Annotated in this window: 13 protein-coding genes; 10 read left to right on the top strand and 3 right to left on the bottom strand. The window is 60.4% G+C overall.

The genetic code is table 11. The features are described 5' to 3' along the window. Window positions 1-4 precede the first annotated feature (4 nt). Window positions 5-412, top strand: a complete 408-nt coding sequence (locus CHINAEXTREME_RS20320; protein WP_076738776.1) for a CBS domain-containing protein — start codon at window positions 5-7, stop codon at window positions 410-412. Window positions 413-774: 362 nt separating this feature from the next. Here CHINAEXTREME_RS20320 and CHINAEXTREME_RS20315 read toward each other — a convergent pair whose 3' ends face one another. Then, complete coding sequence (locus CHINAEXTREME_RS20315; protein WP_010546882.1) at window positions 775-1,785, bottom strand: tyrosine-type recombinase/integrase; 1,011 nt, start codon at window positions 1,783-1,785, stop codon at window positions 775-777. 679 nt (window positions 1,786-2,464) lie between these two features. Here CHINAEXTREME_RS20315 and CHINAEXTREME_RS20310 point away from each other — a divergent pair. Then, complete coding sequence (locus CHINAEXTREME_RS20310) at window positions 2,465-2,725, top strand: helix-turn-helix domain-containing protein (protein WP_007140404.1); 261 nt, start codon at window positions 2,465-2,467, stop codon at window positions 2,723-2,725. A gap of 6 nt (window positions 2,726-2,731) precedes the next feature. Here the strand turns inward: CHINAEXTREME_RS20310 and CHINAEXTREME_RS20305 are convergent, their stop codons facing one another. Then, on the bottom strand, window positions 2,732-3,526 hold the full coding sequence (locus CHINAEXTREME_RS20305) for a hypothetical protein (protein WP_010546883.1): 795 nt from the start codon (window positions 3,524-3,526) through the stop codon (window positions 2,732-2,734). A gap of 341 nt (window positions 3,527-3,867) precedes the next feature. Between CHINAEXTREME_RS20305 and CHINAEXTREME_RS20300 the strand changes: the two genes are divergently transcribed. Then, complete coding sequence (locus CHINAEXTREME_RS20300; protein WP_007140406.1) at window positions 3,868-4,335, top strand: type IV pilin; 468 nt, start codon at window positions 3,868-3,870, stop codon at window positions 4,333-4,335. 2 nt (window positions 4,336-4,337) lie between these two features. Further along, the gene (locus tag CHINAEXTREME_RS20295; protein ID WP_007140407.1) at window positions 4,338-4,943 is read left to right on the top strand and encodes a type IV pilin; all 606 of its coding nucleotides are present in this window, start codon (window positions 4,338-4,340) and stop codon (window positions 4,941-4,943) included. A 141-nt stretch (window positions 4,944-5,084) separates the two neighbouring features. Here the strand turns inward: CHINAEXTREME_RS20295 and CHINAEXTREME_RS20290 are convergent, their stop codons facing one another. Next, a complete protein-coding gene (locus CHINAEXTREME_RS20290; RefSeq protein ID WP_076738775.1) occupies window positions 5,085-5,291 on the bottom strand; it encodes a hypothetical protein in 207 nt (68 codons plus the stop codon). Window positions 5,292-5,384: 93 nt separating this feature from the next. Between CHINAEXTREME_RS20290 and CHINAEXTREME_RS20285 the strand changes: the two genes are divergently transcribed. From CHINAEXTREME_RS20285 to CHINAEXTREME_RS20260, 6 genes are read left to right on the top strand one after another with little or no spacing between them, the layout of a single operon-like run. Beyond that, the gene (locus CHINAEXTREME_RS20285) at window positions 5,385-5,807 is read left to right on the top strand and encodes a hypothetical protein (RefSeq protein WP_029601797.1); all 423 of its coding nucleotides are present in this window, start codon (window positions 5,385-5,387) and stop codon (window positions 5,805-5,807) included. A gap of 10 nt (window positions 5,808-5,817) precedes the next feature. Beyond that, window positions 5,818-6,591: a PGF-CTERM sorting domain-containing protein gene (locus CHINAEXTREME_RS20280; protein WP_007140409.1), complete on the top strand. Its 774-nt coding sequence runs from the start codon at window positions 5,818-5,820 to the stop codon at window positions 6,589-6,591. Then, a complete protein-coding gene (locus tag CHINAEXTREME_RS20275; protein ID WP_010546886.1) occupies window positions 6,591-9,191 on the top strand; it encodes an outer membrane protein assembly factor BamB family protein in 2,601 nt (866 codons plus the stop codon). Before CHINAEXTREME_RS20280 ends, CHINAEXTREME_RS20275 begins: the two co-directional genes overlap by 1 nt. Beyond that, a complete protein-coding gene (locus tag CHINAEXTREME_RS20270; protein WP_010546887.1) occupies window positions 9,188-9,757 on the top strand; it encodes a hypothetical protein in 570 nt (189 codons plus the stop codon). The genes CHINAEXTREME_RS20275 and CHINAEXTREME_RS20270 overlap by 4 nt, the downstream gene beginning before the upstream one ends. Beyond that, window positions 9,754-10,602 carry a hypothetical protein gene (locus CHINAEXTREME_RS20265; protein WP_010546888.1) on the top strand — a complete coding sequence of 283 codons (849 nt, stop codon included), beginning with the start codon at window positions 9,754-9,756 and terminating at the stop codon, window positions 10,600-10,602. The genes CHINAEXTREME_RS20270 and CHINAEXTREME_RS20265 overlap by 4 nt, the downstream gene beginning before the upstream one ends. Further along, on the top strand, window positions 10,595-11,815 hold the full coding sequence (locus tag CHINAEXTREME_RS20260) for a P-loop NTPase family protein (protein ID WP_010546889.1): 1,221 nt from the start codon (window positions 10,595-10,597) through the stop codon (window positions 11,813-11,815). Before CHINAEXTREME_RS20265 ends, CHINAEXTREME_RS20260 begins: the two co-directional genes overlap by 8 nt. Window positions 11,816-11,886: the final 71 nt, after the last annotated feature.

The following is an 11,886-nucleotide window of genomic DNA, read 5'->3' as shown; positions in this document are numbered from 1 at the left end:
GGGTATGGAAGACATTTTCGTAGCACGAGTCATGTCCTCGTCGCTACATACCGTCTCGCCGGATACCCTCGTTGAGGACGCCGGCCAGGTAATGCTGGAGAACGATATCGGCTCGGTCATCGTCGTCGACGAGGACGGCGGCCTCGAGGGAATCCTCACCTCGACCGACTTCGTCGACATCGTCGCCCAGAGCCAACCGAAGGCGGAGACGACCGTTTCGCGGTACATGACCACCGACGTCATCACGGCCTCCGCGCAGGACTCGATCCGGGACGTCGCCGACCTGATGATCGAACACGGGTTCAAACACGTCCCGGCGGTCGACGAGACTGAAGGCGTGATCGGCATCGTTACGACGACCGACCTGGCGTCGTACCTCTCGCGGCTCCAGTCGCCGAGCCCGGACGAGTAACGAGCCAGGCCGGCGTCTTCTCGAGGATCGCAGCAGCGATATCCCGACATCGTATCGGCCCGGGAGGGGACACGCGCTCTCGCGACCGGTTCGGCCGGAACGCTGACTATGGTTCGTTACGAACGACTATTCGGTCTCACGACACTCGTGCCTCTGACACGCTCCCCGTGAGACCGTTTTTGGACTCGAGTCGTCGGGCGTCGTCGTGAGCTAGCCGTCGCGTTTTTCAGCGGTGTAATCCGAGTGTCGAGGACACCTGTTACTTGCGAGTTTGCTCGCCCTGCAGAATTATGGACTCGCCGGGATGGAGGTTTCGAATCGAAACATACGGATCGGATCGTTTCTCTCATGGTTGTGATAACTTAAGGCAGGTTTTCACGACGAACTTCCATTTTCTCGCGCTCGGTGCGCGCGTCGTAGTGCTCGTACAACACTTCGAGCGAGACGTCCATTCGTTCGCTGACGACCTCGGGGGTCGTGTCCTGATTGAGATGGTGGGTGATCGCACCACGTCGAATCGCGTGGGGAGAGCGCGCTGACGGACACTGTGCCAGCCGAGCGGCACGACCGCGAGCCTCACAGGAGTCCGGCGTTTCCCCGTGAAGACATTCGTCGTAGGTGCAGGGGTGTAACGCTCGAAGTACCCACTTGTAAAGCGTGTCTCCGGTCGGCCGGGTTCCCTGCTGAGTAGTAAACAGCGGCCGACGGCCGTGTTCGTCGGTGACCTTCGGTCTATCGGGGTTGTCCCGATACGCGGTGAGAACTGCGAACCACTCCGGGCCGAGATAGACCCAACGGTTGCCGTCCTCCCCGTTCTTCAGCGTCGTTCCGGTCTCGGGTCGGTGCTCGACACGGACTGCGTGTTCGTCGGGCTCGAGGTCGTCGACGTCGATCGATCGAGCCGCACTTCGGCGCATACCCGTTCGCCAGAGGAGCGCAATCAGTGCGTGTTCGCGAGACCCGTAGTGGTGCCGATCGAAGTACTCGAGCACCGCACGTGCCCGCTGGGGGTCCAGAAATACGTCCTTGGACTGCGCCCCGTCGGGGAGTTCCGGTGCGTGGAGTTTCTCCGCGAGTCCGTCGGTGACCGCTTCGATATCGGCCCACCAGCGAAGCGCCTGGCGGACGCTACTCAGCTGTTTCTGGAGCGTGATCGGTGCGACATCGTTCCGTCGCCAGTCGACGAAATCAGCGAGCATGCGACCGTCGAGGTCGTTCAGGTTCTCGATCTCCCGCTCGTCACACCACTCGAGAAATACCGACAGGCGGTGCTTGGCGTTTCGGAACGACGTCTCTCGGACACTGGGCTTGTGATGCCGTAGGAACCGCTCGACGCCCTTCTCCGGCGAAAGCGGCTGTAAATCGTCGCTCATGCCGATCCCCCCACCGGAGCCACGTCGGCGCAGTTGCGACTCGAGGTATCGTCCGAGACGAGCGTATCGCTGTAGTTACAGAATCCGGTACTCTTACACTGAGTGCGTACTAGGTGCGTCATGGTCTCACATCCGTGGGACCGCGGACGTGCCGGGCGCGCCACTGTGTAGGACCAGGGGGCGCGCGCGGCTGCTGTCCGTCGGCTGGTTACTACGTCAGTACGGACACCGCATAAGCGATTCCGGGTCGTTTCCGGAATTTCCGAAATTGATCGATTTCGATGAAATTCAGCCTCTCGAGCATTCTTCGTTGGGTTCAGTCGATTTCCGAAAATTCCGATAATCGGAATCGGAACCGAAATCGGAAATCGGGCGCACCCTCGAATAGTCGTTCTTCGCTGCGAGCGAACGGGGGCTTTATTCCCCCGCGGATTGCGTGTTTGCATGCTTCCGTACCGGAGATACGGAAGCCAGGCGGGCCGGTGCCCCAAACACCGGGTCCGCGTTCTCGCATGGACCCGACCGGGACAGCGGCGGGTCCGTCTGGCTTCCGTTGATGCCATCCAAGAACGGACCGTACTTAATTCTAACCCACTAATCCGTGTTCTTTCAAACACCAATCGTTATTTTACTGAGCAGGTTTCGGCATCTGTTAAATGACTCAATTCGATGTGCGGGTATGCGCCCGCGGGTTGACTGGATGAATCAAACCGACGATCGGATTCTCGAACTGCTTGAAGAGTCTGATTTGATTCTCTCGCCCGCGGTAGCAGCGATCAATCTAGACTACTCCCGGAACTGGGTTTCTCGGCGAATGAGCAAACTCGAGGATGCAGATTTCATCGAAAAAGTCGACGGGAGTTACTACCAGATCACTGATCGCGGCCGTGCGTATCTCCACGGTGAACTCTCTGCCGAAGACTTAGAAGACGACGACTAACATCGCTTACCGTACCGTTCCGAGGTTTCGCGACGCCTCGGCAGAAATCACGATGTCCCGATCGCCGAGCCGAACGGGCGCGTCCGCAACCGATTCGATCAGGTCCGTCAACTCCTCGAGGTAGCTACGGTTTCGGTCCTCGCGGATCGTCAATGTCGCTTTGCCGTCCCGCTCGACCGCACGATTTTCCAGATACGAGTAGACGAACGTCTCTCGAGTGTCAGCCGGCGCGTTCTCGAGGTACGTCGGTAACTCGAGACGTTGATCGACTTTCGGACCGACCGGCGCGCCGAGAACGGCCAACACCCGGCCCAACACCGAGCCGTCCGTGGTTGGCCGTACCTCGTCGCCCCGGCCGTCACGCTCGTCGACGATCTCGTAGTCGACTCCGGCCACCTCGAGCGCGTCGATCACGTGGGACTCCTCCCCCAGATGGTTCAGCGCGAACGCTGGCTGGTAGTGTTGATCGGCGATCGAGCCACCGGAAAAGACGTTCGCGACGAGCGTGTTCAGTCCAGTGAATTCCGACTCGTCGTAGGTGACCTCGAGCCAGCCGTACTCGCGAGCGGTCTCGAGGCCACGGACGACGTCCGGCGAACCACCGTCGTCGATCCAGGTTCGGAGCCGACCACGCGGGAGGTCCAGCGCCGATGCGGTCGCGCCTGATTTCACGTCGTTACGGAAGGCGTAGGAGGTCGCGCGACGGTACTGTTTGACCGCTTCGTAGGCGTCGGAATAGGCCCCGCCGTCGTAGGTCGCTGCGAAGTCCTGTTCGGTGACGAGCGGTTCGCCGTCGGTCATTGGGGTGGTTTCAGAACGCGAGGATCATGTAGGTGCCGGAGTAGTTACCACGCGCAAAAATCGACAGACAGCGTGGCTTCAAGCCGGTGCTGTAACGGTTCTATCCTTGTCTAATTCTCAGATATGAAACCGTTGGAGAGGGTCGTTTTCATCGATGAGATATACTATGGGGCAAATATATGTACCCGTAGTCAACTGGTTGTTACCAGCACCAAATCGCACGGCAGGAAGGGTATGGCGGGGCGGTCGTGCCTGGACCCCCAATCCCCGCGCAGGTCCGTGATACCATACGCGGGGGCATAGACCTTCCGGCCCGGCTGAAAGTGGTGCTGTGAGAAACAATGTTCGACGGAAAGAAAATTAGAGATAAATTAGTTGGATCGGAGGAAGAACGTGCGGTATCTCCCGTTATCGGGGTTATCCTGATGGTGGCCATAACTGTGATTCTGGCTGCCGTGATCGCTGCATTCGTGCTCGACCTGGGAGATAGCGTCGGGGACACCGCACCACAGGCGAATATTGAGTTTGATCAAGAAGGTGATGGGTCCTCTGCTACTGTGACGATCGAGCATACTGGTGGGGAGGAACTAGAGCAAGACGAGATTCTCGTTGACAATGGAGACGACGATGCCACGGCTTCAAGCCTAGGATGGGGATCCAGCGATGGTATCTCTGCTAGTGATTCCGTTGAGGTTGGAGACGGTAGTGGGAACAGTCTCTCCGGCGACATCAGCGGGAACACGGTTCGAGTAATCTGGGAAGCTGACAGTGGCGACTCACAGATCCTGGCTGAATACGAGGTTAACTAATAATGGATCTTAAAAAAGTACGTTCAAAGTTAGTCGGAGATGAGGATGAGCGGGCTGTAAGCCCGGTTATCGGGGTTATACTCATGGTAGCCATAACTGTAATTTTGGCTGCCGTAATTGCTGCGTTCGTGCTTGACCTAGGCGATAGTGTCGGTAATACAGCTCCGACAGCGAACTTCGAATGGGATCAAGATAATACACAGACTGACTCCGACCTCAACGTCACTGCAACCATTACAGGCGGTGAATCTCTCGACGGCGGTGATCTAGTCATTAAGACTGACAGCGGTGTGTCGGCAACAGAATGGGATCTTGAGTCGAGTGACTGGGGTGATGATCTCTCAGCCGGAGACTCATTCAAAATCGGCGTTGTAGACGACCATGGCAGTACCAGTAGTAGTGCCGGTGACGACTACGATACATCGGGCGGCGACACTGAAGCCATGGTGATCGCATTCAACGGCGACGAAATTGACGAAAGTGACGATGCATACATCGTTGGTGTGATCGACGATAGTGCCGCATACGACGAGTTCGACAAGGTCCAGATTGTCTGGGAAGCAGACAATGGCGATTCCCAGATTTTAGACGAGTACGAAGTCAACTAACTTTCCCTCTTCTGATTTATTTTAGCAATAATCCTTAGAAGTTCCAACTACATTCAATAATTCGCATTTTCGAGGATTTCAGAATAGTATTTGGTATTATTGGAGACAGGATTACCGGATTTCCTGAGCTCCTGGTGATATCTATTCAGTTTGGGGAGTCGAATCAGCGTTACCATCGATATCGAGGAGTTTCAACCGCCACTCACCTCCTCCTTCATATTTGATATGAGCATGATACTCGCCATTCAGTTCTCCCGAAGCGTTAAGAAGATCTTCGAGAATGAGATCGTCCTTTGGAATTGTCACGCCAGTTGACCCGCCGACTTCCTGCAGTTTTCGAATCGCCATATGCCGGGCGGCAACCCGTTACCTATTATAGCTAATGACTACCCAAATAGCTGAGATATTAGGCGGATCGGGTTCGACCGCTCGGCGTTGCATATGGCAACTGCAAACCCGTTCAGCGGTATGAAAAATCACGAGGGCGTCGACCTGATCGACGCCGTGCTCGCGCCCCTGTTCGTCGCGGCGACGCTGTCGATGTCGGGGCTGGGCACGATCGGTATCGACAACCCGATTTCGTTCTACCTGTCGGACGTCCTGTACGCGGCCGCAGGCACCGAAATCACGTGGGGATTCATCTTCACGATCATCATCGTCGGGATCGCCTGGTTCTCTAACGAGAGCCGCGATTTCAACGACTTCTCCCAGGAACAAGCGGCCGTCGTCGGCGGGATGGTCCTAATGAACCTCGCGGTGGCGCTCGTCCCGGCCGTCGCAGCTGCGATGGCCGCGTACTGGTACGCCGGCGTCCTGCTGATCACGATCAACGGCGCGGGCTACTACCTGATCGCGTACTACTGAGGTGGTCACAATGAGGAATTCTTTCACGACGCTACTCCGGCCAGAGACGGCCTACACGGTCCTAATCGCATGGGTTACGATCACCCTCTGTCTTGGCTTCGGGATCGCCGGGATCGCGAGCGCCCAGGACAGCGGCCTCGAGGAGATCGAGAACACAACGATCGAGACGACGTCGAACACGTCCTACGTCGAGTTGGACATCGAGTTCGCCGAAACGATGGAGAACACCTCGGAGGAGACCGTCGAGTTCACGACGTACACCGAGGCGGCCTACCAGGACGACGGCACGGAGCTATCCGACTACGACGAGACCCTGAGCGGGACGACCCTCACCGTCAACGAGGACGTCCACGATCACGCGACCTACGACGTCGAACTGGACCAAAGCGCGACGACCGTCACCGTCGACGGGACCGCGTTCGCCGACGACGGGACGGTTGACCTGTCGGGGGAAACCAGCGACTCGCTCACCTCCGACGACACCGTGCTCTCGATCTCGGTCACCGCGGACACGATCGTCACCGACACCGTGACCGGGACGCCGAACGACACGGTGACGAACGAGTACCAACTGAGCGACACCGGGTTTGAATCCGGTGTCGAGTACCGCGCGCTCGTCGAGGTCGGGAACGCGAACAACATCGCGAGCGGGTACGTCGCGCCCGACGACGCCACGATCGGCGGTGGCTTCTTCGACGGCGCGGACGGCTCGCCTGGCTTCGGCGTCGGCGTGGCGATCGCGGCGCTGGCAACCGCCGGGGTGCTCGCACGGAGGCGATCGTAATGTCGGCCGGATCGGACGGCTCCAGCCCACAGCCCACGCTCGAGGGGGGTAACTTAGATTTCTCGAGGCGTGAGGCGCTGCGGCTAGCTCTGCTGACCGGCGCGGCGGCGATCGGCGGCACGGTCTCCTCGAGCGGCACCGTCGCGGCAGTGCCTACCTGTACGTCGAACGTCGGCGTCTGCGGCGAAGCCTACGACGGCACGAACCCCGACACGACGTCGTCGACGTTCTTCGGTGGTGACGTCCTGTTCAGTGACGTCAACAACGATCCGTCTGCCGACGAGGTTGCCCTGCACGGGCAGGCGACGACGGCAATGGCGTGGTGGGACGACGTCGCGAGTATCCTGCTCGACAACCGGCTCGAGGACATGAGCATGGTCGCCAATATCGCGGGTCGTGCTGCGATTGCCGATTCGTATGAGGACGGCGACGGCTCGAACGCGGCCTATGATGCTGTCCTTGCGGCGATCGACGACCAGCATTCGATCCTCTACCGGAACGCGGCCGCGACCAAGATCGCTAACCTCTCGCAACTCTCGGCGATCTCGGACGTCTGCCGATCGACCGACGGCCTGAACGATCGGTTCGTTTCCTGGGCACCGTCGAACGACAATTACAGCGGCTCCGGCTCGATCGTCGCGAGCGGCACGTACATCGCACCGGACCTCACGGCTTCGACCATCACGCTGCCGAACGGCGACTCCTACGACGTTGACGTGCCTGAGTTCCATGCTGAATGGGATAACGGCGACTCCCTGACGGTCAAGCTGGACGACGACCTGCTCGGTCACTACGATGCCGATGCCGAGGAATTCGTTGACGTCCCGACTGACAACGGCGAGACGGTCACGTTCCGCGCTGCGTGTGTCGTCAACAGCGTTTCCGATGCCGACCTCGAGAGCAAAACAGTCGGCGTGCTCGCGGACGCTGCTGGCGTTCTCAACGATATTGAGACCAATGCGGCCGCCGTGAAAGGGAACTACGATCAACAACTGGTAGACGACCTCTACCAGGCGATGGACGACGGTACTATCTCGCCATCGGATATTCGCGGTGTTGAGGGCATGGCTGCCCACCTGAGCGGGTCGACCGACGCGACGGACAGCCGGTTTCAAATGGCCTTGCTCTCGCAACTCGGCCTCGATCGCTCCGACCTCTCGAGCGTTGCGTCGATGACGCTTGAGTACACGGGCGTCACCGACCGCACGCTCGAACGCGATTCGGCTGGTAGGGTTTCGAATCTCGACTACGCGACTCTCCACGAGGCCGAGCCGATCGAGGGCCAGTTGTTCGCTGATCTCCGAGAAAACACTACGCTATCCGCCGGAGAGACGTACCAGTCTGGTACGAACGTGTACCTCAACGGATCCGCCTACGACCCGGTCGGCGGCGAACGCTTGACGAACTCTGACGGCGGGACTGGATATGCGCTTCACCGGCCGTCGAATACTGCGTGGACCTGTAGCGGCACTTCGCTCTACAAGTTCGACGTCATTGATGGCACCAGTGAACACCTGTGGGAGGAAAGCAGCGACACTGGCGATATGAGCCATGCTGCCATCGGCTCTGCTCGGGACGTACTCGTTGCTGCGTCCGGCTACGACAGTGTTGGTGTGTTCGGTATCGACCCGGAAACTGGCGATGAGCTTTGGAACTTCAACCCGGAGAGCAACACCAAAACCCTCGCTTTGGACGCTGAGGGTACAGTCTTGGCGCATGGAGACTCCCTCGGCAATGTCGCGTGTTATGACGTCGACTCTGAGGACTACTCAAAACGCTGGAGTAATGGCCCGTTCGACGTGACTAACGGCGTCGACGTCGTTGACGGTGTCGTCTACGCCGTCGGTAAGAACGGTGACGTCAAAGCCTACGACCTTGCGGACGGCACCGAACTCTGGAGCAGCAGCTACTCCAGCGACGGCTATTCGGCTCTTGCTGCCGACTACGCCGGTAATGAGGTTTACGCTGGCTATTCTTCCGGTGACGTGGTCGCGCTCGAGGCCGGGTCCGGTAGTGAGAACTGGAGTGTGTCGACGAACGCCAGTGATGCCGGGTCGATGATCCTCGATGCCCGAGGGCATCTGTGGTTCAACGACCGGAATGGTCTCCTCGTGCAGATCGACACTGCTGATGGGACTATCGTCCGCGAGCACGACGTCGGTGATTGGGCGAAGGACATGGCAACGACCGACCCGCGTGCTGTCAATGGCATGGTCTTCAACGCGATCGCCTACGACGGTCCCTCCGGCGAGTCGATCTCGCTCAACTACGGCTCTGTCACGGTTCAGTCGTTGACCGATCAGGACGGCAACGAACTCGAGGACGACTACGAGGCTGACTGGGACCGTCCCGAGCACGACACGGTCGAGATCGAGGAATATCAGCAGGAACTCGAGAAGTGGTCCACCGAGTACGAACAGGCGCTCGAGGACGAGGACGACGACAGTACCGACGACGGCGACGACGACTGGCTGGGACTCCCGTCGTTCGGATCGTTCGAGTCGGGCGACCTCGCGGGCCTCGCAATTATCGGCGGGATATTGATGGTCATTATCGGCATTGCGACGGACTACATCCCGTTCGTCGGAGGTAGACGATGAGCCGGAAAGTCGTCCTCCTGGCGGTCGTCGCGGCTGTTCTCGCGATGGGCATGGGCGCGGCGGCGGGCCCGGTCGCGGCGCAGGAGAACGCGACCGACCAGGAGGCCAGCGACGAGCTCAACGAAACGGTCGCCGAGACCCAGGGCGACTACTTGCAGGAGATCGATTCGGAGACCCGGATCACCAACTGGGAGTACCGGCCAGGGATGTTCACGATCACGCTCGAGGCCGACGCCGAGACGAAAGTCAGCATGACCGAGGCGGGCGACTTCGAGCAGGGCACGGGGTCGTTCAACTACGACGAGGTAGAGTTAGACGAGGGCACCAACACGATCACGTTCGCGGTCACCGATCGGGAAGGCGCGGGCGTCGCGATCGCGACGCGGCGGTCACTTCAGCAAGGGACTGGCGCGTTCGTCTCGGTCGGGCAGGTCGAACGGAACCCGTTCCGTCACTTCGGCGGTGAGTCGGGGCTGTTCTCCGGCGTGCTCCTGACGACGGCGCTGGCGGGGCTCTCGGCCGCCTACGTCGTTCGCAGCGAAGACAGCGGGGTGATCGAAGCATGAGCGAGACGAGCGGCACGTTCGGCGGCTGGAGCGACCGGCTCACCTACGTCGTCGCCGAAGCCCAGCTACTCGTCGCGGGCGTGCTCATGTCGATCGCCGTCGCGTTGATCTGGTTCCGCCCGGAACTGCCGGGCATCCCGCCTATCGTACACGGGTGGATCGCGGCGATCTTCCTGCTCGGCCCACCGTTGACGGGACTGTTCATTACCGGCGCGCGGAAGCTCCGCAACCGGAACATGGTGACCGTTCATCACATCAACGGCGTCGAAGACGTCCGCGAGAAATACTACGTCGAGCCCGGCGTCTGGGACAACAAGGAGATCGTCGGCCCGTCGCCGTACACGGTCAACGACGGCGACGCCTTCGAGGTTCGAGAGTTCGACTGGCACCCCGATCAGGGCGAGGAGGGCACCCTGATCGTCACCGGCTGCTACATGAGCGAGATGGCCGACTCGAAACTCGTCACCACCAAGGCCATGCTCGAGGACGTCCACGGCGACCTGATCGACGTCTATCTCGCGTACAACCGCTTGCGCGGGCGGATCTCCAAGATGGGGCTCGAGATACAGCGCGACGTCGTCAATCAGGAGGCCGAGGCCGACGAGCGCGGGCTGATGAACCCGAAGACGACCGTCAAGGATCGGTTCGAAAGTGCCGAGAAGGACGCCGAGGAGAAGGCGACGGAGGACATTCAGGACGTCGACGGCTACGAGGGCGAGTACATCGGCGAACACGGCGAGCACGCGCCTCGAGCGCGACCGCGCCCGGACCGGCTATACGACACCGTCGACGGCGTCGATCCGAAAGAGATGGCGAAGACCGACGGGGGGCAGAACGATGGATAGGCGGACCGAGTACCGGAAGAACGGCAAACGGTTGATGACCGACGGCGGCCGCGAGCAGGACAACTACACCGTCGGCGGCTTTCGCGAGTGGCAGGACGGCAACCTCGAGCGGGACCCAGACGAGGCACTCCGGCACACGGGGTTCGTCCGCGACGAGCAGGTCGATCGCCAGCTTGCGATGCGTGCGGTCCACCACGATCCCGACCGCTGGCAGGGCAAGGCGGCGAAGGACTACATGGCCGTCGGGAAGAACCGGGACATCCTCCAAGTTGAGGGCGGCGAAACCGCCCGCAACGCCCTCGAGAACGGGGACACGGTCACGCTGAAACACTACATCGGCGACCCGTCCCAGGAGGCCGACCTCGCGGGGATCAAGGCGGTCACCCGCTTGCAGGAGATCGTCGCCGGGCCCGCGCCGGTGATCGTCGTCTTGGGCGAGATGGGCGCGGGGAAGACCGATTTCGCTGGGCTGTGTGGGCAACTCCGCGAGCGGTGGGTCGACGGCGATCTCCTCGTCGGCAGTAACATCCGTACGCTGGAGCGGATCGATCGCTGGGTTCGCGACGATGGCAGTGTCGAGGACGGCTGGATTCCCCACTACCCGCTCCTCGAGGAGTGGGTCCAGCAAGACGGAGATCCCGTCGACAACCCCCAGCAGCCGAAACTGTTCATCGGCGACGAGTTCTCGAGTAACGCCAGCGGGACGGGAGCGGACGGCCACAAGGTCCGCCAGAAGATGGGGCCGCTCGTCTACAAGATCCGCAAGTACGGCGGTGCACTCATCTACATCGCACACGGTGAATCGTCGATCCACCCGATGCTCTGGCGCGTCGGCACGATCATCAAGAAGAAGTCCAAGAAACGTGCGATCGTTGCAGACCGCGTTTCCGGTGGGAAACTCCAGGACGTTGACCCCCGACCGCTCGAGGGGATTCCGCCGACGGACTGGAACTTCAATACGAAAGACGAGGCCGACTGGAGCTGGGAAGCCCCGAGCAGCGACGACAAGAACGACGATCCGATCGCCGAGGAGGACGTCAAACGGGTGGCCGCCTGGACGATGGAGGAGTGTCGACGCCAGGGCATGTCGGCCCGCGAAACCGCCGAGTTCGTTCCCTACAGCCACGCTACCGTCTCGAACTGGTGGAAAGAGATCGACGAGGGCGGCGAAAAGGCAGACTGGGTTAACACGGTCGAGCAGGTGATTGCATGACGGCGTCGGGGTGTCAACCTGTAAAGCGGAAGCGACCCCCGTTTACGTATGGGCGGCGCGGCCCGCCAGGG

The organism is Halobiforma lacisalsi AJ5 (assembly GCF_000226975.2).
Lineage (GTDB): Archaea > Halobacteriota > Halobacteria > Halobacteriales > Natrialbaceae > Natronobacterium > Natronobacterium lacisalsi.
Note: the sequence above shows the minus strand (reverse complement) of the source record. Positions and strands in the feature narration are given on the sequence as shown.

What these genes read in the sequence shown, in the direction of transcription:
- CHINAEXTREME_RS20275 (WP_010546886.1), top strand. Translation starts at nt 6,591, where the DNA reads ATGTCGGCCGGATCGGACGGCTCCAGCCCACAGCCCACGCTCGAGGGG.
- CHINAEXTREME_RS20265 (WP_010546888.1), top strand. Translation starts at nt 9,754, where the DNA reads ATGAGCGAGACGAGCGGCACGTTCGGCGGCTGGAGCGACCGGCTCACC.
- CHINAEXTREME_RS20310 (WP_007140404.1), top strand. Translation starts at nt 2,465, where the DNA reads ATGCGCCCGCGGGTTGACTGGATGAATCAAACCGACGATCGGATTCTC.
- CHINAEXTREME_RS20260 (WP_010546889.1), top strand. Translation starts at nt 10,595, where the DNA reads ATGGATAGGCGGACCGAGTACCGGAAGAACGGCAAACGGTTGATGACC.
- CHINAEXTREME_RS20290 (WP_076738775.1), bottom strand. Translation starts at nt 5,291, where the DNA reads ATGGCGATTCGAAAACTGCAGGAAGTCGGCGGGTCAACTGGCGTGACA.
- CHINAEXTREME_RS20295 (WP_007140407.1), top strand. Translation starts at nt 4,338, where the DNA reads ATGGATCTTAAAAAAGTACGTTCAAAGTTAGTCGGAGATGAGGATGAG.
- CHINAEXTREME_RS20320 (WP_076738776.1), top strand. Translation starts at nt 5, where the DNA reads ATGGAAGACATTTTCGTAGCACGAGTCATGTCCTCGTCGCTACATACC.
- CHINAEXTREME_RS20315 (WP_010546882.1), bottom strand. Translation starts at nt 1,785, where the DNA reads ATGAGCGACGATTTACAGCCGCTTTCGCCGGAGAAGGGCGTCGAGCGG.
- CHINAEXTREME_RS20305 (WP_010546883.1), bottom strand. Translation starts at nt 3,526, where the DNA reads ATGACCGACGGCGAACCGCTCGTCACCGAACAGGACTTCGCAGCGACC.
- CHINAEXTREME_RS20270 (WP_010546887.1), top strand. Translation starts at nt 9,188, where the DNA reads ATGAGCCGGAAAGTCGTCCTCCTGGCGGTCGTCGCGGCTGTTCTCGCG.
- CHINAEXTREME_RS20280 (WP_007140409.1), top strand. Translation starts at nt 5,818, where the DNA reads ATGAGGAATTCTTTCACGACGCTACTCCGGCCAGAGACGGCCTACACG.
- CHINAEXTREME_RS20285 (WP_029601797.1), top strand. Translation starts at nt 5,385, where the DNA reads ATGGCAACTGCAAACCCGTTCAGCGGTATGAAAAATCACGAGGGCGTC.
- CHINAEXTREME_RS20300 (WP_007140406.1), top strand. Translation starts at nt 3,868, where the DNA reads ATGTTCGACGGAAAGAAAATTAGAGATAAATTAGTTGGATCGGAGGAA.